The organism is Spirillospora sp. CA-128828 (genome assembly GCF_050945415.1).
Lineage (GTDB): Bacteria > Actinomycetota > Actinomycetes > Streptosporangiales > Streptosporangiaceae > Spirillospora.
The window spans coordinates 637,150-662,779 of record NZ_CP191986.1 but is presented as its reverse complement, the minus strand read 5'-3'; the positions used below and the strand labels follow the sequence as shown (position 1 = coordinate 662,779).

The following is a 25,630-nucleotide window of genomic DNA, read 5'->3' as shown; positions in this document are numbered from 1 at the left end:
TACAAACTAGCCGGGCGTCAAGTAAGTTTGGGAGGACGCAATGACCCGCCGACGAAGCGACACCCGCGAGCAGATCCGCAGAGTCGCCCTGGAGTTGTTCGCCGAGCAGGGCTACGAGAAGACCTCGCTCCGCGAGATCGCCGAACGCCTGGAAGTGACCAAGGCGGCGCTGTACTACCACTTCAAGACGAAAGAGGACATCGTCGCGAGCCTCTTCGAGGACTTCCACGCCGAGGCCGAGGAACTGCTGGAGTGGTCACGCGGGCAGGAGCCCACCCCGGCGTCACGCCGGGAGTTCGTGCGCCGCTATGCCGAGATCATCCAGGGTCCCGGCAGGGAGATGCTCCGGTTCATGCAGCAGAACGAACCGGCCGTCCGGGACCTGAAGGGCGGCGCCGACCTGCGCGCGCGCATGCAGTTGTTCGCCGAGTTCCTGGTCGACAAGGATTCGAGCCTGCCCGACCAGATCCGGGCCCGCATGTCCATCTTCAGCCTGCACCTGGCCCACTTCGCCATGCGCGACACGGCCGTCGACGAGGACGAAGTGCAAGCCGCCGCCCTGCAGGTCGCGCTCGACCTCATCCCGGAAGACTAGGCACCCGCTCGAACCGGCCCCGTCCGGTCACCGGCCGTGCGCGGCACTCGGACGAACCCAGCGGTGATAGTCGTCCAGGTCGACGTTGCTGCCGCAGATGATGGTGACCAGGTCGCGACCGGCGAAGCGGTCGGGGTCTTCCAGGACGGCGGCGACGCCCAGGGCCGCTGAGGGTTCGACGACCAGGCCCGCATGCTCCAGAAGCATCCGCATGCCCGTGACGATGGACGCCTCCTGGACCAGGACGGCGTCATCGGCCACCTTCAGCAGGTCGTCCAGGACGGCGGGGATGGGGTACCGGCCGGCGACGCCGTCGGCGATGGTGTCGGCGGAGTCGGTGGTGATGACCTGGCGCCGGCGCCAGGAGCGGGTCATCGCAGGCGCGCCCTGGGGCTGCACGCAGATCACCTCTGCTCCGGGTGCTAGAGCCTTCAAGGCGTAGCCCACGCCGGTGGCCATGGCGCCGCCTCCCAGCGCGATCAGGACGGCGTCGAAGGAGGACGCCCGCTCCGCCAGTTCGAGGCCGATGGTCGCCGCGCCCTCGCAGGTTTCGATGTCCAGGCTGTCCTCGACCAGCCGGATGCCGCGCCGCTGGGCGATGTCGACCGCCCGCTGCCGGGCCGTCTCGAAGTCGCCGTCGACCACCTCCAGCGCCACCCCCAGGGCGCGGATCCGGTCGAGCTTGGCGGCGGGCGCCCGGCGCGATGCCACGACCGTCACATCCAGGCCGCGGCGGCGGCCCGACCACCCCAGCGCCCAGCCGAGGTTGCCGGCGCTGGCGCATACCGCGGCCGTCCGGCCCTGGTCGCTCAGCCCGCTCGCGACCAGCTCGGTACCCCGCGCCTTGAAGCTGCGGACCGGGTTCGCCGTCTCCAGCTTGATGCTCACCGCGCAGCCGAGCGCGCGTCCCAAGGCCTCGCACCGGAACAGCGGAGTGTCCAGGAACATCGGGTCGATCACGCGGCGAGCCGCGCGGATCCGGTCAAGATCAAGGCGCGTCTTCAGCACGACGTGACAACGTACCCCACGGACGGCGAGCGGCGGGCACCCCACCGACCCGAATGGTCCGTTTGACTTCAAGTGAACTTTAAGTCGCAAGATCTCGGACATGAACGAGAACCAGACGACAGGCCGTACCAGCGACGACACCGACGCACTCATCGCCCTGCTCGACATCGCGGACGACATGCCCGGGGCGAGCGAACTGCGCGCGCATTCCTACGAGTTGCTCGGCATCGCGCCGGATGCGGCGGTCGCCGACGTCGGATGCGGGTCCGGCCGCGCGGCCGCGGAGATGGCCGGGCGGGGCGCACGGGCGGTCGGCATCGACGCCGACGAGCGGATGATCGGTGTGGCCGTCGAGCGCTGGCCCGCCGCGGACTTCCGCGTGGCGAGCGCCTACGACCTGCCCTTCGCCGACGGCGCGCTGCACGGCTACCGGGCCGAGAAGGTGTACCACGTCCTGGACGACCCCGCCCGCGCGGCCGTCGAGGCGCGGCGCGTGCTCGCCCCCGGTGGGCGCATCGTGCTGATCGGGCAGGACTGGGACACCTTCGTCATCGACTCCGACGACGCCGCGCTCACCCGCACCATCGTGCACGCCCGCGCCGACCTGGTCCCCACTCCCCGCGTCGTCCGCCGCAGCCGCAACCTCCTACTCGACGCGGGCTTCACCGACATCACCGTCGAGGCCCGCACCAGGATCTTCACCGACGCGACGATGGTGCCCGTCCTGGCCAACCTGTCCGAGAAGGCGCGCTCGGCGGGGGCGATCAGCGAGGCGCAGGCCGAAGCCTGGATCGCCGAGCAGCGTGAACGGGGACGGCGCGGGCGGCTGTTCCTCGCCCTCCCGCTGTTCGTGACCGCGGCCACCCGCCGATGGACCGCCCGCCGGCGGCTCTGCCCATGACGAGGCGGCCTCCGCAGAGGCCGCCTCGACTTGTGGTGCCGACCAGCCGGGCGTGATCATTGGCCGGTCGGTTGCTCAGGAATCAGGGAAGTGCTTCCGATACGCTTCCCGGGCCTTGCGGGTGTTGGATGTGGACAAGCCGTCCGGGTCGCTCAATGTTTCCCAGATCGGTCGTCCGGCTGCTTCCTTGTCCTTGAAGCGGGCCAGTTGCTCGGCACCTTCCCTGACGCCAGGATCCAGGGCTATGACGGCCAAGACCATGTAGCGCGCGGCCTGATTCCTCAGGAGAGCCAGTTGGCTTTCCCCAGCCGACTGGGCCAACTTGGCCAGTTCTCTCCGTCTTCTTTTTCTGCGTGAAGCCATGATGGCTCCCCCTCGCGGTCTTGATTGGCGTGGACGAGAACGGCTCTGCCGTCCTGCCGATTACCGTGTCGCGAGGGGGGCGGTTGTCAGAGGGCTTGGCCCTCACCGGTCAGCCGCGTTGCGGGGTGACGAGGCCGGATTCGTAGGCGAACACCACGAGCTGCGCGCGGTCCCTGGCGTGGAGCTTGGTCATCGCCCTGCTGACGTGCGTCTTCGCGGTGGTCGGGCTGATCACCATGTGGGCGGCGATCTCGTCGTTGGACAGGCCGCGGGCCACCAGCGCGGTGACCTCGCGCTCGCGGTTGGTCAGCACGTCGAGCCCCTCGGGCACGGGTTCGGGGCGGCGCGCGACGTACTCGCTGATCAGGCGGCGGGTGATCGCGGGAGACAGCAGCGCGTCGCCGCGGGCCGCGACCCGGACGCCCTGCAGCAGGTCGGCGGGCTCGGTGTCCTTGACCATGAAGCCGCAGGCGCCGGCGCGGAGCGCGTTGAAGACGTACTCGTCGAGGCCGTAGTTCGTGAGGATCACGACGTGGACGCCGCGCAGCCGCTCGTCGGCGGCGATCAGCCGGGTCGCCTCGATGCCGTCCATGACGGGCATCTGGATGTCGACGAGGGCGACGTCGGGCCGGTGTTCGCGGACGAGCGCGACGCCCTGCTCGCCGTTCGCGGCCTCCGCCACCACCTCGATGTCGTCCTCGATCTCCAGCAGGGCCCGGAAGCCGCCGCGGATGAGTGCCTGGTCGTCCACGAGCAGGACGCGGATCACGATGGTCCTCCCAGGGGAAGTTCGGCGCGGACGGTGAAGCCGCCCTCGGGGCGGGGCTCGGCGCGCAGCCGGCCGCCGAGCGCCGCGACGCGCTCGCGCATGCCGAGCAGGCCCGTGCCGGGCACGGGCGGCGCGTCCGGGTCGGCCTTGCCGTCGTCGTCGACCTGCACGACCAGCTCCCCGTCCGCATAGGCGATGCACACCGTCGCGGCGGCCCCGCCGGCGTGCCTGGAGACGTTGGTGAGCGCTTCCTGGACGATCCGGTACGCGGCCCGGTCGACGTCGGCCGGCAGCTCCCGCCGCGTGCCGGAGATCGTCACCGTGGCCGGCAGCCCGGTGGAGCGGGCCCGCTCCACCAGGTCGTCGAGCCGGTCGAGGCCGCTGGCCTGGGCCTCGCCGTCGGAGCCGTCGGCGCCGTCGGTGTCGCGCAGCACTTCCAGGGTGGCGCGCAGCTCGCGTATCGCGTCGCCGCTGGCCTCCTGGATGGCCAGCAGCGCGGGGGGCACGTCCTCGCCGCGCTTGCGCGCCACATGGACGGCCACCCCGGCCTGGACCTTGATGATCGAGATGCTGTGCGTGAGGGAGTCGTGCAGTTCCCTGGCGATGCGCAGCCGCTCTTCACCCGCGCGGCGCAGGGCCGCCTCCTCGCGGGTGCGCTCGGCCTCGGCGGCCCGCTGCTCGACCTCCTCCAGGTACGCCTGCCGGTGCCGGGTCACCGTCGCGACCACGCCGGCCGCCACGAACCAGCCGACCAGCAGTCCGGTGTCCTGAATGCTCTGAAAGGTCCCGTCGTCGCCGGGCAGGTTCGCCGCGAGGTCGCCGCTCAGGAAGACCACGACGGCCAGCGCCGCGGCCAGCCGGTGCCCGACCCTGACCGCGGCGAACACCGCCACCATCACGGGATAGGCGGCCACCGGGCCCGGCTGGACGTGCGCGGCGACCGCGAGCATGCAGGCCGTGCTGACGAGCAGCGACACCAGGGGCGCCCGCCGCCAGGCGACGAGCGCGAGCGACCCGGCGAGGACGGCCACGAGGTCCAGCGCGCCCGCGCTGGGCGTGGTGAACACGATCACCGACACCAGAACCGCCATCACGACGGCGAGCAGGCCGTCCTGGGCGAGCGGTCGCAGCCGGTCCAAAGAGCTCATTTGTGCAGATTAGAGCCTTCCCGGCCGCCGGGTCCTCCGCCGCATGTCGCAATAAATCACTACTTCCCGCGGAGTAGTCCGGCCGATCGTACTTCCCCGGTGCCGGACGAATGAGTCTCCCGGTGCACGACGACCGCCGACCTGTCCGAATATCACCATGTCCGGCATGCACACGATCAGAGAGTCGGCAGACAGACGATCGCCCATCGCATCAGCGGCCAAGCCGGGGATCACCCTCGCCGCGGTGGCGGTCGTGCAGTTCATGGTGTCGCTGGACCTGTCGGTGGTGAACGTCGGGCTCCCGCAGATCGGCGCCGGGCTCGGCTTCAGCGCGGTGGGCCTGACCTGGGTGATCCACGCCTACGCCCTCACCTTCGGCGGGCTGCTCCTGCTGGGCGGCAAGGCCGCCGACCGGTACGGCCGCAAGCGGGTCCTGCTGCTCGGGCTCGGCCTATTCGGGCTCGCCTCGCTCCTCGGCGGCCTCGCCCAGGAACCCGCCCATCTCGTCGCGGCCCGGGCCGCGCAGGGCGTCGGGGCCGCCGCACTGGCCCCGGCCGCGCTCGCGCTGCTGACCGCGGCCTTCCCGTCCGGCAAGGCCCGAATCCGGGCCTTCGGCGTGTGGAGCGCGACGAACGCCGCCGGAGGCGCCCTCGGCGTCCTGATCGGCGGACTGCTCACTGAGTACGCCGGCTGGCGCTGGGTGATGTTCGTCAACGTCCCGATGGCCGCCGGCGCGCTGGCCCTGGCCTGGCGAGGCGTCGCCGCGGGCCCGCCTCCGGCTCGCGGCGGGCGCCCGGACGTGCTCGGCGCCGTCCTGGCCACGGCGGGCATGACCCTGCTGGTGTTCGGCATCGTCCGCATCGACCAGGATTCGTGGACGTCCCCGGCGACGCTGCTGGCCGCCGCGGTGCTGCTGGCCGCGTTCGTCCACGTCGAGCGGACCACCACCCGCGAGCCGCTGATCCGGCTGGGCCTGTTCGCCAACCGCTCGGTCGCCGGCGCGAACGGCTTCAACCTCCTGACGGGTGCGGCCATGGCCTCGTCCTTCTACTTCATGTCCCTCTACCTCCAGCACGTCCTCGGGATCGGCCCGGCGCGGGCCGGGCTGATGTTCATGCCCTTCGCGTTCGCCGTGATCGTCGGCTCCGTGCTCGCCGTCAAGCTCGGCTACCGGCTCGCTCCCCGGACGCTCCTGGTCGGCGGAGGGCTGGTGACCGCCACCGGGTTCACCTGGTTCGGCCTGATCAGCTCCGACGGCGCCTTCGCCACCGACGTCCTCGGCCCCTCGGTCGTCGCCGGGATCGGTTTCGGGCTCTGCCTCGGACCGCTCGTCTCCATCGCCACCGCCGGCGTTGCGGACCACGAGACGGGTACCGCCTCCGGTCTGCTCAACAGCTCGCGCCAGATCGGAGCCTCACTCGGGCTCGCCGTCCTCGGCACCCTCGCGTCCAACCGCACGGGGCAGACCGTCACACCCCAGACCCTCAACGACGGTTACGCGCTCGGATTGTCCCTCGGCGCCGCGCTCCTGCTCGCCGCCGCACTCCTCGCCCTCACCGTCCTGCGCGGAGCCGGCTCACCGTCACGAGCCGACCAGGCCGATGACCGCGATCTGCTCGCCGTCCGGGATTGAACGGCGATCCCACTTCCGCATCAGCCGACGAAAAGGTCACTCCAGGAAGGGTGCCTCGGCATGACCGTTACCCCGATCGATCTCTTCGCGTCCTTCATCCGCCTTCACCAGGGCGGTCAGGTGCACGCCGAGCCGCAAGCGTCCGACGCTGAGCGGGACGGCTGGCAGCTGATGGCCTTCCATGCGAAGACCGCCGCCGACGTCCACGCCGACCACTGGGAGGTCCATCCGGAGGCCGAGGAGATCGTGTCCTGCCTCATCGGGAAGATACGCCTCTACCTGCGCCCGGAGCGGCCGGGGCAGGACGAGGAAGAGATCAGGCTGCCGGCCGGAACCGCGGCCATCGTCCCGCGCGGGCGATGGCACCGCATCGAGCTGGACGTCCCCAGCAACATCATGGCGGTCACCCTCCCCCGCGGCAGCCGGCGGGAGAAGCGATGACCGCCACCGGCCTGGCCGAGGTGAGGGAGACGGCCGCCCCGCCTCCGGATGCCGAATCCGCGGCGGGACCGAGCCTGGCGGGTCTGCTGCGCCCGCACGGACGGAGTTTCGCCGCCGTCGTGATCCTGCAGGTGATCGGCGCGGTCGCGGGTCTGGCGCCGCTGCTGGCGGTCGTCGGGCTGGGTCGCGCCCTGCTGTCGCCCGGCCCGGTCGACCACGGGCATGTCCGGACCGTCGTGAGCGCGGTGCACCCGTTCATCGCCCACAGCCCCGGCGAGCTCGTCTCCGCGTTCGTGGTGCCGCTTGCGTCGCTGATCTATCTGTTCACCGTCGACTGGCGGCTCACACTGATCACGCTGATACCGGTGGCGCTGGCGGTGGCGCTGGTCCCGCTGATGATGACGCCGGCCCGGCTGCGCGAGCAGACGGACTTCGACGCGGCCATGGGACGGATCGCGAACTCGGTCGTCGAGTTCGTCCAGGGGATCTCCGTGGTCAAGACGTTCGGCGGATCCGAGCGCGCCCACCACGAGTTCCGCGAGGCCGCGGACGACTTCACCCGCGGCCTCCAGCATGGAGACCCCGGCCTCCAGAGCGGGGAGAAAGTGCGGCACAGTGCTCTGCGGGTTTTGTCGGTGGCGGCCGATAGCTTACCGAGCATGTCCCGTTACCGTCTGCAGCCGACCCCCGTGCAAGAACAGGCGCTGCTGCAGCATTGCGGACATGCCCGGTTCGTGTGGAACCTGGCGGTCGAGCAGGACGCATGCTGGCGGCCGGGGCGCAGGTCGGCGCCGGGGTTCGCCAAGCAGTGCCGTCAACTCACCCAGGCCCGGGCTGAGCACGCCTGGCTGCGGGCCGGGTCGGTGACGGTGCAGCAGCAGGCGCTCAAGGATTTCCACCAAGCCATGGGCAACTTCTTCGCCGGTACCCACCGGCGTCCCACCTGGCGTAAGGCCGGACGACACGAAGGGTTCCGGATCGTGGCGGTCAAACCCGCCGACGTGCGGCGCGTGTCCCGCCGGGTGGGGCAGGTGAAGGTGCCGAAGGTGGGGTGGGTGCGGTTCCGCTGGTCCCGGGCCGTCCCCGACGGCGTCAAATCCTTTCGGGTCACCGGTGACCGGGCAGGCCGGTGGCATGTCGCGTTCGCCGCGATCCCCAATCCGATCCCCGCACCCGGCAGCGGCGAGGTTGTGGGGGTAGACCGGGGGGTGACCGTGGCCGCGGCGTTGTCGACCGGTGACCTTCTGCACGCCCCCGGGCTGCGTGAGACCGAGCGGGAACGACTGGCGCGGCTGTTGCGGAGACTCGCCCGCGCCCAGCACGGGTCCAAGCGCCGCGCCCGGGTCAAGGCCGCGGTCGCCCGGCTGAAGGCGCGCGAGACCGACCGCCGCAAGGATTGGATCGAGAAGACCTCCACCAGCCTGGCCCGCCGGTTCGACGTGATCGCCGTTGAGGAACTCAACATCAAGGGCATGACCCGCTCGGCGAAGGGCACGGTGGAGGCACCAGGCCGCAAAGTGCGGCAGAAGGCCGGACTGAACCGGGGCATCCTGGCCGCAGGCTGGGGCGCTCTGGTGACCCGGATGGAGCACAAGGCGCCCGGACGCGTCATCAAGATCGATCCGCGTAACACCTCACGGACCTGCAACGCCTGCGGGCATATCGCCGGGGAGAGCCGCAAGAGCCAAGCGGTCTTCTCGTGCGTCGCCTGCGGGTATCGGGTCAACGCCGACGTGAACGCGGCCTGCAACATTCGTGATACGGCCGCGGGGCATGCGGTCGCTGCACGGGAAGGCCCGCCATTAGGCAGGCCCGCGAACCGTGAACCTCAACACGACCTGCCCCTCACTGGGTAGCGATCGCTGTTGGAATCCCGCTGGTTCAGTTCACAAAGCGGGAGGATGTCAACCGCGTCTTCTACCGGACGATGCACCCTGCTGCAACTGCTCGCACGGTTCCACGAAGTGAACCCGAGTGCGGTGCGCATCGGAGACGTGGACGTCCGGGACATCGATACCGAGATGCTGATGGCGCGGATCGCCATCGTCTTCCAGGACGTCTATCTCTTCAACGACACGATCAAGGAGAACGTGCGGCTCGGCCGTCCCGACGCCGGCGAGGCCGAGGTGCGGGCGGCGGCGACCGCGGCACGGCTGGACGAGGTGACCTCCGCGCTGGACCCGGTGAACGAGGCGGCCGTCCACGACGGCATCGAACGCCTGATGGCGGGACGGACGGTCGTGATGGTCGCGCACCGGCTCCGGACCATCCAACGCGCCGACCGCATCGCCTTCCTGGACGGCGGCCGGATCGTGGAGGAAGGCAGCCATGACGAACTGCTACGCCGCAACGGCCGTTACGCCGACTACTGGAACATCTCCCTGACGGGCGCCGCGATGCATGCTCCCGGAGCCGACATCCCGCGTGACATTTGAGAAGTACGCTTGGCCGGTGTTCTCGCCTCAAGGTCCGTCGCTGCGTGAACTGGCGATCCAGGCGCTGTCCTCGGTCGAGCGCGGCTACGACCTGCTCGCTCCGAAGTTCGACCACACGCCCTTCCGCACCTCCGACGCGATTCTCGACGCGACCGCGGACGCGCTGCGTCCGCTCGGGCCGTTCGGCCGGGGGCTGGACGTGTGCTGCGGCACCGGCGCGGGCATGCGGACCCTCGAACCCCTGTGCCAGGAAGGGGTCACGGGCGTCGACTTCAGCACCGGCATGCTCGCGCAGGCGCGCGCAGCACACCCGGACGCCGAGTGGGTGGAGGCCGATGCCCGGGCGCTGCCCTTCACCGAGGACTTCGACCTCGCGGTCACCTTCGGAGCGCTCGGACACCTGCTGCCCGCCGAACGGCCCGCGGTCTTCGCCGGGGTGCACCGCGCGCTGCGCCCCGGCGGGCTCTTCGCCTTCCCGATCGGCGCACCGCCGCCCCTCACATCGGCCTGGTACTGGGCGCTGCTCGGCTTCGACACGGCCATGCGGGTCCGGAACGCCGTGTGGCGTCCCCCGTTCGTCATGTACTACCGCACCTGTCAGTTGCACGCGCTCCGCGACGACCTTGCTGGAGCCGGTTTCACCGTGACAACGGTTCCCTTGACGACGCTGGGCCGACGCGAGGACGGCAGCCCACGCTGCGGGCTCGTCCTCGCACGAAAGGGCGGGAGCACGGCGGGCGCCGCGCGGGACCGGTAGCGGGACGCGCTCAGGCGGCGGCGCGTTCGTCGGCGGCCTGATGTCCGGATCGGCGGTCCGGTAGGTCGCGGTGGTGGCGGAGCGGGCCGATCAGCAGGATCGGGCCGGTCAGGGCCAGGGCGCTGGTGATGATCCACATTGCCGGGCGGACGCCCAGCGCGTCACCGAGCGTCCCGCCGAGCAGTGCGCCGAGCGGAATGGTCCCGTAGCCGACCAGCTGCATGCTCACCGTGACCCGGCCGAGCAGGGCGGGCGGGCTGTAGGTCTGCCGGAAACTTCCCTTGAGGACGTTGCCCACCGCGGCCCCGGCGGCGACGGCGAACCCGCCGGCGACCGTCAGCGCCAACCCCGCCCCCGGCGTGGTGAGCGGGATCAGCAACCCGAAGGGGGCCGCGCCGATCTCGGCGGCGAGCAGGCTGCGGGACGATCCGAAGCGGCGGGCCCAGAAGGTGGCCGAGGCGGCGCCGAGCACGCCGCCCAGGCTCGCCGCGGCCGCGAGGGCGCCGACCATGCCCGGGCTCACGCCGACCTCGCGGATCAGGAAGACGACCAGGATCGACTGATAGCCGATCAGCCCGATGTTGCTCGCCGCCGAGAACAGGGCCAGCACCCGCAGATAGGGGTCGCGGCCGACGAAGCGGAGGCCCTCGCCGATCTCCCGGAGCAGCGTGCCGTGCCGGCGGGCGTCACCATCGCGCGGTTCGCGGGCCCGGATTCCGAGCAGGCAGAACGCTGAGACGAGGAAGCTCGCCGCGTCGAGGAGCAGCGCGTTCACCGCACCGGCGAACTGAACGATCAGGCCGGCCGCGCCCGGACCGCCGACCTGGGCCGCGGCCTCGGTCGACTGGAGCTTCGCGTTGCCCTCGGCCACCTCCTCGCGGTCCAGCAGGGACGGCAGGTAGGCCTGGTACGCCGTCTGGAAGAAGACGCTCGCGGTGCCCGCGCCCAGCGCGACGCCCAGCAGATGGACGACGGTCAGCCGGTCCAGCCAGGCGGCGACCGGCACGCTGAGGAAGAGCAGCAGGGCGGCCAAGTCGCCGGCGAGCATCACCGGCCTGCGCGGCAGGCGGTCCACCCAGGCGCCGGCGGGCAGGCCGATGAGCAGCCAGGGCAGCCAGGCCGCCGCGGACAGCAGCGCCACCTGGAAGGTGCTCGCGTCGAGCGTGGCGACCGCGACCAGCGGCAGGGCCACGCTGGTCACGCTGCTGCCGAGCTTGCTGGTGGCCTGGCCGATCCAGAGCAGCCGGAAGTCCCGGTGCCGGAGCAGACCGCCGGGCCGGCGCGAAGCGCGCGGCGGCGAGAGTGCGGTCACGGCCGCGCCGGCACGCCATGGGTGAAGAGGAAGACGGGTTCGCGGTCCTGCCCGTCGTCGGGGACGTCCCGCCGCTCCCACCGGTCGAGCAGCGCGAGGATCTCCCGCTCCAGCTCGTTGAGTTCGGCTGGCGTCAGGTGCAGCCACTTGTCGACGGAGAAGGCCGCTCCGTTCCACTCCGGGCGCCCCTCCCTGGCGGCGTACCAGGCACGGACCAGGCCGACCTGCCGGTCCAGGTTGAGCGAGGCCGCCGCCTCGGCCACCACACGCCGGGCCGGGTCGTCGTCGAAGTCGCCGGTCACCCAGCGGTACGCGGGCGCGACCGGCCGCCACCAGCGCTCGCGGCGGTCCTTGGCGAGTTCCGGGGCCTCCACGATCAGGCCCGCCGCACCGAGCGCCCTCAGGTGATGGCTGATATTGGCCACCGCTTGCCCGGTCCGGTCGGCGAGGACGCTCGCGGTGGCCGGGCCGTACACGTTGAGGGCGTCCAGAAGACGCCGGCGGAGCGGGTGCGACATCGCGGCCAGCACCCGGGAGTCGGTCACCTTGGGCAGGTCAGCGTCCGTCATGGGACCCATGGTGATACCTGCAACAGTCATTGCACAACATTTATTGTGCAACTTCCCTCACCCAGACCATGCGACCGAAGCGCGGGTTCCACCTTGGTGATCAGCAGGGGTCTCGCTGGCGGACGTGATGTCAGACTGAAGTGGCGAGAGTTGGGGGCCTGTCATGGGTGTTCGGGTCGGCGGGATCGAGCTTTATGCGGGGCCCACGGTTCTGGGTGGGCCCGATGATCTGGACGAGGTGATCCGGGGGTTCGTCGCGGGGGCACGGCACACGCTCCGGGTCGCGGTGCAGGAACTGGACTCCCGTCCGATCGCCCAGGCGGTCCTGGCGGCTCGCGCGGCCGGGGTGCGGGTGCAGATCATCCTGGAGGGCGACTACCTGCGGGAGAACCGGCCCGCGGCGGATCCGTGGACGGCGGCCGGGGCCAACGAGGAGAACCGGCTCATCTACGCCGCGCTGCTGCGCGCCGGTGTGGATCTCATCACGGACCTGAACCCGGCGATCTTCCATCAGAAGTTCATCGTCCGGGACGCCGGGGAGTCGACGGCCGCGGTGCTGACCGGATCGGCGAACTTCACGCTGACCGATACCGGGATCAATCCGGCGGGCGGTGCGGCCGGGAAGACGGGCAACAACCTCAATCACGTGCTGATCCTGCGAGGGCAGCGCGCCGCCGCCCTCTATCTGGAGGAGTTCCTCCGGATGCGTTCCGGGACGTTCGGGGCCATGCACGAGCGCGTCGAGCCGCGCCCCGCGGAGTTCCGGCTGGGGCAGGTCCGGGTCAAGCCGCTGTTCGCGCCCCGGCACGGGCCGGAGATGGAGATCATGAAGCAGATGCTCAAGGCCGCGGCGACCGTGGACTTCGCGATGTTCACGTTCGCCCGGTCGTCGGGCATCGACGACACCATGATCCGGCTCGCGCCGTCGCTGCGGCGCGTCCGCGGCGTGCTGGACCACGGGCAGGGCGCGCAGGCGTGGTCGGCCACCGAGCCGCTGAAGGCGGCCGGAGTGGAGCTGTTCGCGAACAAACCGGGCACCGGCGTCCGGAAGGTGCACCACAAGCTGATGGTCATCGACGAGAGGCTGGTGATCGCCGGTAGCTTCAACTACACGGCGCCCGCCACGACGCTGAACGACGAGAACATCATCGTGCTGGGCGACCTGGAGGAGAAGCGCGCGGACGCCGAAGCCGCCCAGCGGACGATCGCCTCCTTCGCGCTTGAGGAGATCGTCCGCATCATCACCGAACTCAGCCGACCTGTCTAGGACGGGCGACGGCTGTGGGCGACGTCTGGTCCGCTGGAGACGCGTACGAGGGCTACATCGGCCGATGGAGCCGGCCTGTGGCGGAGGCGTTCGTGCGGTGGCTGGACGTGCCGGCAGGCCGGCGCTGGCTGGACGTGGGCTGCGGAACCGGCGCTCTGACGGAGACCGTGCTGACCACGGCGGACCCCGAGCGGGTGGTCGGCGTTGATCCCTCCGAGGGGTTCCTGGCCCATACCCGGGAACGGATCGGCGGCGACGCGCGAGCAACCTTCCAGGTCGGCGACGCGCGGTCGTTGCCGGTTCCCGATCGGGGCTTCGACGCCGTGGTCAGCGGGCTGGCGCTCAACTTCATGCCCGGACCGCGGCCCGCCGTGGCCGAGTTCATGCGTGTGACCGCCCCGGGTGGCGTCGTCGCCGCCTACGTCTGGGACTACGCCGAAGGCATGGCCATACTGCGGTGCTTCTGGGACGCGGCCACCGCGTTGGATCGGGCCGCGGCCGAACTGGACGAGGGCCACCGCTTCACCGGCTGCCGACCGGAGCCGCTCGCCCGCCTCTGGACGGACGCAGGGCTGGGAGACGTCGCCGTCCAGGCGATCGAGGTTCCGACGGTGTTCTCCGGCTTCGACGACTATTGGCGGCCGTTCCTCGGCGGTCAGGGCCCGGCACCGGGATACGTCATGTCGCTGGACGAGGAACACCGCCGCGCGCTGCGCGAACTGCTCCGCGCCCGGTTGCCCTTCAGGACGGACGGTTCGATCTCGCTCACCGCCAGGGCCTGGGCGGTGCGCGGACGCTCAGATGCGCAGTAGTTCGTGCAGGCGGCCGCCCGGCCGGCTCGCCGATCATGACCGACTGTGGCCTGGAGCCGGATGTCCGGAGCGCGGAGACGGCGGCTAGGTTCGGACGGGTGCTGGTCGGGACGCGGGTCACGGTTCGGCCGGTGGCGGCCGAGGACGGGGCGGCGTTCGTCGTGCTGGCCAGGCAGAGCCTGCGGCTGCACCGGCATCTGATCTACGCGCCCACCACCGCGACCGAGTTCGGCCGGTATCTGGCGCGGTTCGACGGGGTCGCCGCGGTCGGGTTCGTCGTGCGGCTGAACGGATCCGGCGAGCTGGCCGGGCTGGTGAACATCAACGACATCTCGTGGACGCCCGAACGGAGGGGTTTCCTCGGATTCGGCGGGTTCGCGGCGACCTCGGGTCACGGTTACGTCGGCGAGGCGGTCCGGCTGGTGGTGCGGTACGCGTTCGAGGACCTGGGACTGGACCGGCTGGAGGCCGACGTCCAGCCCGTGAACGCGGCATCCAGGAAGGTCGTCGAACGGGCCGGGTTCCGTCTGGTGGCGTCGCCGCCGAAGGCCATCCGCATCGACGGGGAGTGGCGGGATCACGAGCGGTGGGTGCTGACGGCCGAGCCTGGTAGGCGGCGCGGCGGAGGAGGATGATGGGTCGCGGAGGTTCGGGTCATGCCGGAGACCGTGCTCGTGCGCTACATCGTCCACGACGTGGACGCGGCGATCGAGTTCTATGCGGGGCTGCTCGGGTTCGAGGTCGTGATGCACCCGGCGGAGACCTTCGCGATGCTCGGCCGGGGAGCGCTGCGGCTGGCGCTGTCGGCGCCCTCGGGGATCGGGGGCGGCGGGCAGGCCATGCCGGACGGCCGGGTGCCCGAGCCCGGCGGCTGGAACCGCATCTCACTCCAGGTCGACGACATCGAGGCCGAGGTCGCCCGCCTGGACGAGGCCGGCGTCCCGTTCCGGAACACGATCGTGACCGGAGTAGGCGGCAAGCAGGTCCTGGTGGACGACCCGTCCGGGAACCCGGTCGAGCTGTTCCAGTTCACCTGACCTGGCACGTTCACTGATCGGGCATGGCACATACACGCTCGGTGGCCGGGCACTAGTGGTTGGTGACATCGGCGCGGCCCGGGCGGCCGTGGGGGCGGGTGGGCACGGCACTTGTCGACCGGCTCGGCGGGAGCCGCCGGGCCCGCGTCGTGGTGCTGCTGGCCTGCGCGCTCGCGCTCAACGCGGCCGACACCGGGGTGATCGGGGCGATCGTCCACGAGCTGCGCCGTTCACTGCACATCACCAACACGCAGATCGGGGTCCTGACGGCGGTGCCGGCGGCGGTCGGCGCGGTCGCGACCGTCCCGGTAGGGCAGCTGACCGACCGGGTACCGAGGGTGCCGCTGCTGGCGGGCAGCGTGGTGCTGTGGAGCCTGGCGATGGTCGTCGGAGGGCTGGCCCAGTCGTACGAGTGGCTGCTGGCGTCCAGGGTGGCGCTCGGCGCGGTCACGGCGACGGCCGGGCCCACGGTCGCGTCGCTGATCGGCGACTACGTCCCGCCCGAGGAACGGGCCGGGACCTACGGCCGGATCCTGGCCGGCGAGCTCGTCGGGGTGGGGTTCGGGCTGCTCGCGGGCGGGAACATCGCGGCGTTCGTCAGCTGGCGGGTCGCGTTCTGGTTCGTCGCCCTGCTGGGGCTCGGGCTGGCGGTGCTGCTGTGGCGGATGCTGGCGGAGCCGGAGCGGGGGGCGCAGGGGTCCGGCACCGGCCGGGGCGGGCGGGAGCTCGCGCAGCGGCAGGTGGACATGGCCGGCGTGACAGCGGATCCGCGCAACGTCCTCGGCATGGATCCCGAGCGGATGACGCTGCTCCAGGCGGCCCGGCACGTGCTCGGGATCCGGACGAACGTGATCATCATCGTGGCGTCCGCGGTCGGCTACTTCTTCTTCGCCGGGCTGCGCACGTTCGCGATCGTCTTCGTGCAGGAGCGGTACGCGGTCGGCCGGGGCGAGCTGTCGGCGTTCCTGCCGGTCATCGGGCTGGCCGCGCTCGCGGGGGTGCTCCTCGGCGGGCGGCTGGCCGACCGGCTGGTCCGCGCCGGGGCGATCACCGCGCGGGTCACCGTGCCGGGGGTGGCGTTCGCCGTGTCGGCGCTGCTGTTCCTGCCCGGTCTCCTCACCGGCGAGGCGCTGATCGCGCTGCCGCTGTTCACGCTCGCCGCGGCCGCGCTCGCCGCCGCGAACCCGCCGCTGGACGCGGTCCGGCTGGACGTCGTCCACTTCCGGCTGTGGGGCCGCGCGGAGTCGATCCGGACGATCGTCCGGATGGCCGGGGAGGCGGCGGCGCCCGTGCTCTTCGGATGGCTGTCGGGCCTGCTGGACTCCGGCCGGGGATCGGCGACCGGCCTCGACCGGGTGTTCCTGCTGGCCTTGCTGCCGCTGGCGCTCAATGGCCTGCTGCTGCTCAGGGGGCGGCGCACCTACCCGCAGGACGTGGCGTCCGCCCTGGAGTCCGAACGCCGCTACGCCGACGGCCCCGCCTGATCCCGGGCGCTCCGTACGACCTCAGTCGTCCGGCGGCGGCTCGTTCAGGATGCGGTAGCGGTCCAGGAGGCGTTCGAGCTCGCGGCGGTCGCGCTTGGTGGGGCGGCCCGCCCCGCGCTCGCGGCGGCCGACCGGGATGAGCGCCTCGCGCGGCGGCGGGGGCGGGCTCTTGTCGATCAGGCACTTCTGGGCGTCGGGCGCGCCGACCCGCTTACGGATGATCTTCTGCACCACGACGATCCGCTCCCGCCCGTCGTGGCGGAGCCGGATCTCGTCGCCGGGCTTCACCGCGGTGGACGGCTTGGCGCGCTCGTCGTTCACGCGGACATGGCCCGCCCGGCACGCGGTCGTCGCCATCGAACGGGTCTTCAGCAGCCGCACGGACCAGATCCACAGGTCGACCCGCACGGACCCCTCGTCGCCCATGCGTCCATGATGTCACTTCGGCGCGGGTGCCCGGTTGGCGCTGATCCACGCGTCGGCGCGTTCCCACTGCCCGTAGAGCCAGCGGACGCGGGCGTCCCGGTCGCCGGGGACGTCCGCGGCGGCGATGCGCCACCAGCGGGCGCGGACGACGCCGGTCAGCGGGACGCGCCGCCAGATGTCGCCCGGCGTGGCCATGTGGTCGAGCCCGCAGTGCGCGACGAACACCACGTCGGCGGACGGGGCCGAGTCGAGCGCGGCCAGCACGCCGCCGGGGCGCGGCGGCATCAGGTTGCGCATCGCGGCGGCGCGGGCCGCCTCGTGCCGCCGCCGCAGCCGGGCCAGCCGGCGGATCGCGCGGCGGCGCCGCTCCGGGGAGAAGTTGCCGCCCTCGGGAAAGATCAGCAATGCGTCGCGGGGGCCGAGGTCGCGGGCGAGCCGGCCGATGTCCCCGGTCGCGCCGCCGCCGGGCGTGACGAACACGTTCGGCATGCGGTTCGCGGCGATGTCGACGCACGGGTCGAGCTGGAGCTGCGCCTTCATGACCACGCGGGGCCGGCGCCCGTAGTCGGTCAGCAGGTGGTGGACGAGCAGGAGCGCGTCGCCGGGCCCCGCGTGCCGGCTGAGGATGATCAGCGGACGGCCGGGGCCGGACCCGTCCCCGCTGCCGTCGACCTCCACGCGCAGGCCCAGCCGTCGCTGCGCCGTCGCGTAGAGGGCGGCGACATAGCGGCGGATGACGTCGTAGTGCTGCTCGTCGTGGGTGCGGCCTCGGAGCCACAGCCATCCGCACTCAAGGACGGCGGCCGACTCGCGCGTCCCCCACACCAGCGTGAACCACAGCAGTCGCAGTGCCCGCTTCCGCTCGCGTCCGGCCAGCGACGTCACCACGTAGGTGACCGGGAACAGCGCGACGACCAGCAGGGTCAGCAGGAACAGCAGCGGTGTGAACACCAGGCGGCGGACGAAACGGGGCGGCACCATCTCACGCTCGCTCCTTCAGGTACGTCAACGATGCCTGATAGGCGCGCTCGATGTGAGCCTGGATTCCGGAGACGTTCCGGTAGCGCATCTGGGCGAGGTCGACGCCGGCCTTCTGCGGCCTGCCGCCGGCGGGCAGGACGTGCACGGTCAGGCCGTCCGCGAGGGTGGACATCTCCTCGAAGAACCGGTGCCGGCGCGCGATCTCGAACGCGACCAGGCCGACCTCCCACGGCCGGCGCGGCGGTGCCAGGTCGCGTTCGATCCGCCCGACGTGCAGGACGTAGATGGTGGTGGCGCCCAGCATGACGGCCCGGCCGACCGGGATGCTGTGGACGAGCCCGCCGTCGAAGTAGTGCCGGTCCCCCACCCGGACGGGCGGCAGCAGCCCCGGCGCGGCCGACGACGCGAGCACCGCGGGGATGACCGGACCTCCCGTGAACCAGTGCGCCATCGCCGTCTCGATTCCGGCGGCGACGCACTGGAACGGGACCTCGAGGTCTTCGAACTCCGAGACGGGGAGGAGTTCGTCCAGCATGCGGCGCAGCGGCTCGTTCGAGTGCAGGTGCGTGCCGGACCGGGCGAGCGTCAGCAGCCGCGCCCAGACGCGGGAGCCGAACACGTCGCGGACGGAGTCGTCCGACCACAGGCTGGTGAGCCGCTCGACCGCGGTGGCCGGTTCCGCCGCGACGAACACGCCGTTCAGCGCCCCGATGGACGTCCCCACGACGAGGTCGGGCCGGACGCCGGTCTCCTCCAGCGCCCGCAGCATGCCGACCTCGTGCGCGCCGAGCACCCCGCCGCCCCCGAGCACGAACGCCACCCGCGGCTCCCGTCCCACCCGGGCCTCCCTTCAACGCGCTGGGGGCAACCTCACCCGTGGGAACCGGGATAAACAGGACCGACCGCCCAGGGTGCTGGACGGCCGGTCCTTCGTGCGGCGATGCCGGTCGGTGTCAGGGTCAGGGTCAGTGGCTGCGCGTCTTCAGGCCGTAGCCGTAGGGGAACAGGGGGTTGTAGTTCCGGTCGCCGACGTTGATCGGCTCCTGGTTCTCACTGCGCGGCCATGTCACCGACAGCTTCCCGGTGAACGGGCGCTTGCCGAACAGGACGTCCGCGACGCCCGCGCCCTCGCTGCCGGGCAGCCAGGACATGACGAACGCGTCCATCTTGGACAACTGGTCGGTGACGATCTGCGGGCGTCCCGCGACGTCCAGGACGACGCAGGTCTTGATCGCACCGCAGACCTTGTCGATGTTCGCCTTGTCGGCGTCGGACAGGTTCAGCGTGTGGCCGTTGCCGACGTCGCCCACGCCCTCGGCGTACGGCTTCTCGCCGACCACCACGATGCCGACGTCGCTGCCGGACGTCGGCGCCGACGCGTCCGCGCTGTAGGTGACGTTGGACGAGTTCTGCTTGATGCCGTCCAGGATGGTCGTGCCGGGGATGATGCGGCCGGACGACCCCTGCCACGTGACGGTCCAGCCGCCGGCCTGGTTGCCGATGTCGTCGGCGTTGGCCCCGGCCACGTAGATCCGCCCGTTCTTCCTGAGCGGCAGCGCGTTCCTGGAGTTCTTCAGCAGGACCTGCGACTTGGCGACGGCCTCGCGGGCGACCGCCCGGTGCTCCGGCGACCCGATCGTCTTGGCGTTGCTCCGGTCGGTGTAGGGGTGCTCGAACAGCCCGAGCTCGAACTTCGCCTTCAGGATGCGGCTGACGGCGTCGTCGATCCGCGACATCTTCACGCGTCCCGCCTGCACCTCCGCGAGCAGGGTCTGCTCGAACTGCGGGGCGCTGTAGGGCTCCATGAACATGTCCATGCCGGCGTTGACGGACGTCCGGACCTGCGTGGCGTAGTCGCCCGGGATCTGGTGGATGGCCTCCCAGTCGCTGATCAGGAAGCCGTCGAACCCGATCTTCTGCTTGAGGACGTCGGTGAGCAGCTCCTTGCTCGCGCTCATCTTGATCGGGTTGCCGGCGCCGTCCTCCTTCCAGTCCACGCTGGAGAACGACGGCATGATGCTGCCGACGCCGTACTTCTTCACGGCGACGACGTACGGCGCCAGGTCGACCTTGGCGAAGTGCTTGCGGTCGGTGAGGGTGACGCCCTGGTCGATCGTGTACGTCCCGCTGGTGGACGAGCCGAACACGGTGTCGCCGTCACCGGCGTAGTGCTTGGCCGTCGCGAGGACGTGCTTGTTCGTCGCCAGGTCGCCCTTGTTGCGGCCCTGGAAGCCCTCCAGGCCGGTCTCCATCTTGATGACGAGCCCCGGGTCCTCGCCGAAGCTCTCGTAGGCGCGCCCCCAGCGCAGGTCACGGGTGACGCAGACGCAGGGCGCGAACACCCACTGGGGTCCGGTCGCCTTCGTCTCCATGGCCGTGATCTGCTCTTCCTTGCGGACGAGGCCCGGATCGCGGGTCGCACCCATCGCGATGTTGTGCGGGAAGACGGTGGCGCCGACGAGGTTGTTGTGCCCGTGCACGGAGTCGATCCCGTACAGCAGCGGGATCTTCAGCCGGGTCGCGAGCGCCTTCGACTGGTAGGCGTCGACCATGTCGGCCCAGCCCGCGGGGGTGTTGTCGGCGGGCACCGAGCCGCCGCCGGAGAGCACCGATCCGAGGGCCAGTGTCGTGATCTGGTCCCGGTCACCGTCGATGGCGCCGCGCTCGGCCTGCGTCATCTGGCCGATCTTCTCTTGCAGGGTCATGCGGCCGAGCAGGTAGCTCACCCGCTGCGCGACGGGCAGCCGCGGGTTCAGATAGGCGGCCTTCTGGGGGGCGGCGGCCAGCGCGGGCTGCGCCGCGATGGCCGACGGGAGGGCGGCGATGGTCGCGACCGCGACCAGTGATCGCCCGATCCGGGAAGCGATGACACGTCTGTGGGGGTATGGCAAGTCGTCCCTCCTGGGTCGCTCCGAGGACGCCGCGCGGCCCGGCGGACCGCGCGCACGACCGGACGCCGGGGTCATGGCTCGCCCGGACGGCCATGACCCCGACGCCGGTGACGTCGTCACCCAGGAACCTCCCCCACCTCCCCGCTATCTGTCAACAAACCTGCCTATTGGAGACCGGCCCCTGACGGAAACTGTGAAAGACGGGTTGACGGCCACGCGTCGAATCAGAACAAAGCCGGTCGGACCGCCCGTCCGGCTTCGGCCGCGCGCCGGCCACCGGCACACCCGGCATGGCCGTCCGGCCCCACTGGCCACACCCGGTCACCGGCGTCCCCGCGGCCGACGCCGCCGCGGAGACACCGGGACGGGCGCCCGGCCGGCCGGCGGGTGAGGAACAGCCGGCCGGGCGCGCCGCCATCCGGGGTGGTGCGGGATCGGGGCTAGGCGGACGGGCGGTCCCGGTCGGTCCGGCGCTCGGCGCGGGCGGCGTCCTCGCGGGTGACCTCGATGCGCTCCTTGCGGAGTTCGCCGCGGACCGTCTGCTCGTCCTGGACCTGCTCGGTGCGGAGCCGGACGCGCTCGACCGGGACGGTCTCCTTGGCGATGACCGGGCGCTCCTCGTAGAGGATGATCTCCTGGTCCTCCTCGGAAATGGTGATCTTCGGGTCCGGCCGGCCGCCGGTGATCGGCTCACGGTCGACCTTGAGCTCCTCGTGCGAGACCGGGATCGTCCGCTCCACCATCTCGGTCTCGACCCACTTGTGCACCCGGACGCGGCCGGCCTCGTGCCGCTCGGTGTCGATGCGCATCTGCTCCTCGGACCGGGTGATCTCGGTCATCGGAGCCTCCGCGCCCTCGCGCGCCGACTGCGGCGGCATCGTCCGGCCGGTCGCCTGGCCGGAGGTCCCCGCCGGGCTATCGCTCGCCCGGCCACCGCTCGCCTCGCCGGCCTTCGCCTGGCCGCCGCCCGCCTGGCCGGACGCCGCCTGGCCACCGGTCGTCCCGCGCTTGTCCCGCTCGGGGTGGACGGCCATGCCCGCGGGGCCCGCCATGCCGGCGGTCCCGGCGGCGCCCGGCGTCCCCGGCGCGCCGGGTTCCCCGGCGGTGTCGGCCGATCCGGCGGTGCCGGCGGCGCCGGCCTTGTCGGTCATGTCCTCGGCGTCCGCGGTGCGGCGGTCATCGGCCGTGTCGGAGGGGTCCGCTTCATCGCCCGTGCGGCGACCGCCCGGGGGACGGACGCCGTAGTGCCGGTACAGGTCCACGATCTGCGCGTGCGAGAGGTGTTCGTCGGCGTCGACGTTCGGAGCGCCCTTGATGGTCTCCTTGTCGTACGGGACCTGGAGGGCGTCCTGGGCCTTCCTCGCACCGGACAGGGGGACAAAGCTCTCCCGCATCCCGAACCATCCGGTGTGCACGGTCACCCACTCCGGGGCGCCGGAGTCGTCGTTGAGGTAGACCTGCTTGATCGTGCCGACCTTCGCGCCATTGGTGTCGGTCACGCTCATCCCCATGAGCTCCCGCACCTGTGTCTGCGTCTGCACGTGAACACCTCCGCTTCCGTGAACGCTCCCGGACGGCAGGGGGCGGGGGGATGGTGATACCCGCCACTCGGTAGCGGTGTTCTGTTGATCCCGAGTTGCCGGATTACCTCCTGCTTTTCCGTGCCAGGACGCACTAAACGCGTTTACGCGATTATGGCAAACGATTTACCGAATACTTACAGCGGTCGCGCGAGGGATGCCGCATCACTTATCCGGCAAATGCGGGCAGACTTCTTATTCGGGAATGGCATCCTGCGCAAAATAGTGATCATTTTAGTTTGCGGCGGTTTCGTTTCTCCGGTTCCGCGCAAAGACTGCGAAAGGACGTTCCCCACACATCGGAGAACCGAAATGCGCGACTTCTCACCGGCGGCCCGGCGGGCGGGGGCCGTGTCCGCCGTGGTGACCGCCGCCCTCGCCTGCACGGCGTTCGCGGGGTCCGCCGCCCCGTCCCCGCGTCCGCCGACCTGGTGCAAGCCCGGCGGGACGCTCGCCGCCCGCACGATGCCGCAGAAGGTCAGGATCGCCGACTGCGACCTGCGCGGCCGGACGGTGCGCGGTACGAACGGGCTCGCCGCGACCGTCCCGTCCGACGGCACCTCGCTCGTGGCGCACGCGCTGCGCACCGACGGGGCGGCCGAACTGCGCATCCAGGTGAACTCGCGGGCAGGCGAGATCACCATCGGCTCGGCCGGCTCGCGGGTGCCGCAGGGCAGGCCGCGTGCGTTCCGGGCACCGCAGAACGCGTGCCAGGACGGTGCGCACAGTCCCGAGCCCAGCAGATGGCCGAGAGGCACCGCCGTCCAGTGGCACTACTACGCGGGGACGGCCGGACTGCCGAGAGATCCCATCAGCAAGGGCATCGCCAACATGGTCGGCGGCACCACCGACTGCACGGGCGGGGGCCGGTTCACGCCGCTGCCGGCCGTGGGCGAGAACTACGCCGGGGCGAGCAACCAGGCCCCGGACCTGACGACCGCGGCGGCCTGCGGGACCCGGGACCGGGTCAACACGTTCGGCTGGCTCGCCATGCCGGCCGCCGACGCCCCGGTCCTCGCGGCGACCTGCACGTGGTTCAACGGCCCGACGACGGTCGAGGCGGACGTGGCACTGCAGACGCAGGGGAAGCGGTGGTGGACGGGCGGTGCGTGCCCGGCGGGAACCTACTCCGCGGAGGCCGTCGCGACGCACGAGTCGGGCCACGTCCTCGGCCTCGCCCATGTCGAGGGGAGCGAGCACGCGAACCTCACGATGGCGCCGTCCCTCAGGTCCTGCGACGACGGGCCCGCCACGCTCGGGAAGGGCGACCACGACGGGCTGATCGCCATCTACGGCGGACGCTGAGCGGCGGCGAGCCGCGCGCGCCGTCAGCGTCCGGTGCGAGGATCAGCGTTTCGTGAGGAGCTTGCCGACGACGACGAGGCGGCGCCGGTCCGAGCCCTTCGGCGTACAGGTGATGAGCGTGACGTACGCGCCGTTGGGCGCGCTGGCCCGCTTGAACGGCACCGGTTCCAGCACGTGCCGGTCACTGGGCCTGATGACGCGCTTGGTCCGTACCGTGTACGGGTAGGTCCTGCGTCCGACGCGCAGGGTGATCCGGTCGCCGCGCCGCATCCGGTCGAGTCTGTTGAACGGGTGCAGCCAGGTCGTCCGGTGGGCGAGCAGCACCGTGTTGCCCTCGCGCCCCGGGAACGCCGTCCCCGGGTAGTGGCCGACGCCGCGCCGCAGGACCTCCTGCCCGACGCCCTGCCTGACCACCATCTTCAGGCCCATCCGCTTGATCCGGATGTGCGCGATCACCGAGCCCTTCGCCGGCCGCGCCGCGGCCTCGACCGCCGCCGGCGCGGCCCGCGCCTGCGGGACGGTGAGGGCGGGCACGGCGAGGACGGGCACGGCGCAGAAGACGGCCATGGCCGCCGCGCGGCGTAACCTCCGGTCGAGCATGGTTCCCTCTCCATCGATGTGGGGTCTGCCGGCATGGGGAAGGGGCGGCACGTCTGCCGCCCCCTCTCCGCTGTTCATCGGCCGGGGATCGTCATCCAGGCCGACTCATCGTCAGGTCAGGGCCGGCCCGCCGAGCGTGACGGGCATGTCCTCGCCCAAGGGCGCCTGCGGGCCGACCTGCCCCGGCTTGACGTCCACCCCGGGCACCTTGACGGCGCGCCGGAGCTTGTTCACGAACCCCTTCAGGACGGGCAGGGCGTTCGCGGCGCGCTGGTCGACGGCCGGGGTCGCGATACGGGAGCCGTCCGCCCGCGTCGTCGAGGGCAGCTTCGTGTGCTTGACGGCCGGACGGTGCTTGGACGGCTTGTACGGCTTGTGCTTCGGCGGCGTCGGCCACTTGTGCGGCTTCTTGTGCGGCTTCTTGTGTCCGTGCCCGTGCCCGTCCCCGACGGACGCGCCGCCCTTGCACTGCGCCTGCGCGAGTCCGAACGCCGCGGCGGAGTTGCCGCACACATTGATCGGAATCCTGATCGGCACGAACGCCTGGTTGCCGTTCAGAATCCCGAAGTTGCCGGTGCTCGTCGCCTTCACGTCGTCGTCACCGGCCCGCTTGACGGACGCGCCGCCCTTGCACCGCGCCTGCGCGGCGCCGATGAACGCGACGGCGTTGCCGCACACGTCGATCGGGACGCTGATCGGCATGTAGAGCTGGTTGCCGTTCAGCAGGCCGAAGTTGCCGGCGGTCTGCATGTCCACCTTGTGGCCGCGGTCCCAGCCGCCGTCGTCCCAGCCACCGCCGCCGCCGCCGAAGCCGCTGCCGCCGAAGCCGCTGCCGAAGCCGTCGGCCATCCGGTAGCCGGACTCGGTGGCGCGGCGCTCGCGCGACCGGTGGTTCGAGACGCTGGCACCGCCCTTGCACTGGGCCCTGCTGAGCCCGGCGATCGCGATGGCGTTGCCGCACACGTCGATCGGGATGCTGATCGGCGCGTACACCTGGTTGCCGTTCAGCGCCCCGAAGTTGCCGGCCGACGTCAGGCGGACCTTGCCGTCGTGGCCGCCGCCCCCGTACATGGTTTCGGCGTTGGCCGCGACTCCGGAGCCGAAGGCGGCTCCGACGGCGAGGGCGCCCGCGGCCACCAGGGCGGCGCGGGAGGTGTTCCTTGCCCGAATACGCATGATCTCTTGCTCCTGTCCATTGCTTCGATTCGGTGAATCGTGGTGATCGCCGCGCGGCACCGTCACGGTGCGCGCAGCCCGGCAGCGGCCGGACTCGGCCGTTGCCGATCGAGGAAGGTCCAATGAGCGGGGCGGGCGGC

General features: G+C 71.5%; 26 protein-coding genes. 13 read left to right on the top strand and 13 right to left on the bottom strand.

Annotated elements, in window-relative coordinates:
- The first annotated feature begins 40 nt into the window (after positions 1-40).
- Positions 41-595 carry a TetR/AcrR family transcriptional regulator gene (locus ACQPXG_RS03570; RefSeq protein ID WP_433466167.1) on the top strand — a complete coding sequence of 185 codons (555 nt, stop codon included), beginning with the start codon at positions 41-43 and terminating at the stop codon, positions 593-595.
- 27 nt (positions 596-622) lie between these two features.
- Here ACQPXG_RS03570 and ACQPXG_RS03565 read toward each other — a convergent pair whose 3' ends face one another.
- Complete coding sequence (locus ACQPXG_RS03565; RefSeq protein WP_433466166.1) at positions 623-1,603, bottom strand: threonine ammonia-lyase; 981 nt, start codon at positions 1,601-1,603, stop codon at positions 623-625.
- A 100-nt stretch (positions 1,604-1,703) separates the two neighbouring features.
- Here ACQPXG_RS03565 and ACQPXG_RS03560 point away from each other — a divergent pair, with 100 nt between their 5' ends.
- The gene (locus ACQPXG_RS03560; protein ID WP_433466165.1) at positions 1,704-2,504 is read left to right on the top strand and encodes a methyltransferase domain-containing protein; all 801 of its coding nucleotides are present in this window, start codon (positions 1,704-1,706) and stop codon (positions 2,502-2,504) included.
- Between the two features lie 75 nt (positions 2,505-2,579).
- Here the strand turns inward: ACQPXG_RS03560 and ACQPXG_RS03555 are convergent, their stop codons facing one another.
- The 3 genes from ACQPXG_RS03555 to ACQPXG_RS03545 all read right to left on the bottom strand — a co-directional run bounded on the left by ACQPXG_RS03555 (position 2,580) and on the right by ACQPXG_RS03545 (position 4,784).
- On the bottom strand, positions 2,580-2,867 hold the full coding sequence (locus ACQPXG_RS03555; RefSeq protein WP_433466164.1) for a hypothetical protein: 288 nt from the start codon (positions 2,865-2,867) through the stop codon (positions 2,580-2,582).
- 109 nt (positions 2,868-2,976) lie between these two features.
- On the bottom strand, positions 2,977-3,636 hold the full coding sequence (locus ACQPXG_RS03550; protein ID WP_433466163.1) for a response regulator: 660 nt from the start codon (positions 3,634-3,636) through the stop codon (positions 2,977-2,979).
- The gene (locus ACQPXG_RS03545) at positions 3,633-4,784 is read right to left on the bottom strand and encodes a sensor histidine kinase (RefSeq protein ID WP_433466162.1); all 1,152 of its coding nucleotides are present in this window, start codon (positions 4,782-4,784) and stop codon (positions 3,633-3,635) included. The genes ACQPXG_RS03550 and ACQPXG_RS03545 overlap by 4 nt, the downstream gene beginning before the upstream one ends.
- Positions 4,785-4,950: 166 nt before the next feature.
- Here ACQPXG_RS03545 and ACQPXG_RS03540 point away from each other — a divergent pair, with 166 nt between their 5' ends.
- From ACQPXG_RS03540 to ACQPXG_RS03520, 5 genes are all read left to right on the top strand, one after another.
- The gene (locus ACQPXG_RS03540) at positions 4,951-6,417 is read left to right on the top strand and encodes an MFS transporter (RefSeq protein ID WP_433466161.1); all 1,467 of its coding nucleotides are present in this window, start codon (positions 4,951-4,953) and stop codon (positions 6,415-6,417) included.
- A gap of 60 nt (positions 6,418-6,477) precedes the next feature.
- Complete coding sequence (locus tag ACQPXG_RS03535; RefSeq protein WP_433466160.1) at positions 6,478-6,858, top strand: cupin; 381 nt, start codon at positions 6,478-6,480, stop codon at positions 6,856-6,858.
- A complete protein-coding gene (locus ACQPXG_RS03530) occupies positions 6,855-8,714 on the top strand; it encodes an RNA-guided endonuclease TnpB family protein (protein ID WP_433466159.1) in 1,860 nt (619 codons plus the stop codon). The genes ACQPXG_RS03535 and ACQPXG_RS03530 overlap by 4 nt, the downstream gene beginning before the upstream one ends.
- 108 nt (positions 8,715-8,822) lie before the next feature.
- On the top strand, positions 8,823-9,293 hold the full coding sequence (locus tag ACQPXG_RS03525; protein WP_433466158.1) for a hypothetical protein: 471 nt from the start codon (positions 8,823-8,825) through the stop codon (positions 9,291-9,293).
- Between the two features lie 16 nt (positions 9,294-9,309).
- Positions 9,310-10,050 (top strand): class I SAM-dependent methyltransferase, encoded by a 741-nt coding sequence (locus ACQPXG_RS03520; protein ID WP_433466157.1) that lies wholly within the window; start codon positions 9,310-9,312, stop codon positions 10,048-10,050.
- Positions 10,051-10,060: 10 nt separating this feature from the next.
- On the opposite strand, the gene ACQPXG_RS03515 is transcribed toward ACQPXG_RS03520, so the two are convergent.
- Both ACQPXG_RS03515 and ACQPXG_RS03510 read right to left on the bottom strand, forming a co-directional pair.
- Entirely contained in the window at positions 10,061-11,362 is a 1,302-nt protein-coding gene (locus ACQPXG_RS03515) for an MFS transporter (protein ID WP_433466156.1), read from the bottom strand.
- Positions 11,359-11,931 (bottom strand): ArsR/SmtB family transcription factor, encoded by a 573-nt coding sequence (locus ACQPXG_RS03510; protein WP_433466155.1) that lies wholly within the window; start codon positions 11,929-11,931, stop codon positions 11,359-11,361. Before ACQPXG_RS03510 ends, ACQPXG_RS03515 begins: the two co-directional genes overlap by 4 nt.
- A gap of 163 nt (positions 11,932-12,094) precedes the next feature.
- On the opposite strand from ACQPXG_RS03510, the gene ACQPXG_RS03505 reads away from it, so the two are divergent.
- From ACQPXG_RS03505 to ACQPXG_RS03485, 5 genes are all read left to right on the top strand, one after another.
- Positions 12,095-13,198 carry a phospholipase D-like domain-containing protein gene (locus ACQPXG_RS03505; protein WP_433466154.1) on the top strand — a complete coding sequence of 368 codons (1,104 nt, stop codon included), beginning with the start codon at positions 12,095-12,097 and terminating at the stop codon, positions 13,196-13,198.
- 14 nt (positions 13,199-13,212) lie between these two features.
- Positions 13,213-14,010 (top strand): class I SAM-dependent methyltransferase, encoded by a 798-nt coding sequence (locus ACQPXG_RS03500; protein WP_433466153.1) that lies wholly within the window; start codon positions 13,213-13,215, stop codon positions 14,008-14,010.
- Between the two features lie 98 nt (positions 14,011-14,108).
- Positions 14,109-14,645, top strand: coding sequence for a GNAT family N-acetyltransferase (locus ACQPXG_RS03495; RefSeq protein ID WP_433466152.1), 537 nt, complete (start codon positions 14,109-14,111; stop codon positions 14,643-14,645).
- Positions 14,646-14,666: 21 nt separating this feature from the next.
- Positions 14,667-15,047, top strand: coding sequence for a VOC family protein (locus tag ACQPXG_RS03490; RefSeq protein WP_433466151.1), 381 nt, complete (start codon positions 14,667-14,669; stop codon positions 15,045-15,047).
- Between the two features lie 98 nt (positions 15,048-15,145).
- Entirely contained in the window at positions 15,146-16,531 is a 1,386-nt protein-coding gene (locus ACQPXG_RS03485) for an MFS transporter (protein ID WP_433466150.1), read from the top strand.
- A 21-nt stretch (positions 16,532-16,552) separates the two neighbouring features.
- Here ACQPXG_RS03485 and ACQPXG_RS03480 read toward each other — a convergent pair whose 3' ends face one another.
- The 5 genes from ACQPXG_RS03480 to ACQPXG_RS03460 all read right to left on the bottom strand — a co-directional run bounded on the left by ACQPXG_RS03480 (position 16,553) and on the right by ACQPXG_RS03460 (position 22,370).
- Entirely contained in the window at positions 16,553-16,957 is a 405-nt protein-coding gene (locus tag ACQPXG_RS03480) for an RNA-binding S4 domain-containing protein (RefSeq protein WP_433466149.1), read from the bottom strand.
- Positions 16,958-16,969: 12 nt separating this feature from the next.
- Positions 16,970-17,938, bottom strand: coding sequence for a 1-acyl-sn-glycerol-3-phosphate acyltransferase (locus ACQPXG_RS03475; RefSeq protein WP_433466148.1), 969 nt, complete (start codon positions 17,936-17,938; stop codon positions 16,970-16,972).
- A gap of 1 nt (position 17,939) precedes the next feature.
- Entirely contained in the window at positions 17,940-18,776 is an 837-nt protein-coding gene (locus ACQPXG_RS03470) for a patatin-like phospholipase family protein (RefSeq protein ID WP_433466147.1), read from the bottom strand.
- A gap of 127 nt (positions 18,777-18,903) precedes the next feature.
- Entirely contained in the window at positions 18,904-20,829 is a 1,926-nt protein-coding gene (locus ACQPXG_RS03465) for a glycoside hydrolase family 3 protein (RefSeq protein ID WP_433466146.1), read from the bottom strand.
- A gap of 440 nt (positions 20,830-21,269) precedes the next feature.
- Positions 21,270-22,370: a PRC and DUF2382 domain-containing protein gene (locus tag ACQPXG_RS03460; protein WP_433466145.1), complete on the bottom strand. Its 1,101-nt coding sequence runs from the start codon at positions 22,368-22,370 to the stop codon at positions 21,270-21,272.
- A gap of 351 nt (positions 22,371-22,721) precedes the next feature.
- Here ACQPXG_RS03460 and ACQPXG_RS03455 point away from each other — a divergent pair, with 351 nt between their 5' ends.
- Entirely contained in the window at positions 22,722-23,714 is a 993-nt protein-coding gene (locus tag ACQPXG_RS03455; protein WP_433466144.1) for a matrixin family metalloprotease, read from the top strand.
- 42 nt (positions 23,715-23,756) lie between these two features.
- Here the strand turns inward: ACQPXG_RS03455 and ACQPXG_RS03450 are convergent, their stop codons facing one another.
- Together ACQPXG_RS03450 and ACQPXG_RS03445 are read right to left on the bottom strand one after the other, a co-directional pair.
- Complete coding sequence (locus ACQPXG_RS03450; protein ID WP_433466143.1) at positions 23,757-24,314, bottom strand: class E sortase; 558 nt, start codon at positions 24,312-24,314, stop codon at positions 23,757-23,759.
- A gap of 111 nt (positions 24,315-24,425) precedes the next feature.
- A complete protein-coding gene (locus tag ACQPXG_RS03445; RefSeq protein WP_433466142.1) occupies positions 24,426-25,490 on the bottom strand; it encodes a chaplin family protein in 1,065 nt (354 codons plus the stop codon).
- Positions 25,491-25,630 lie beyond the last annotated feature (140 nt).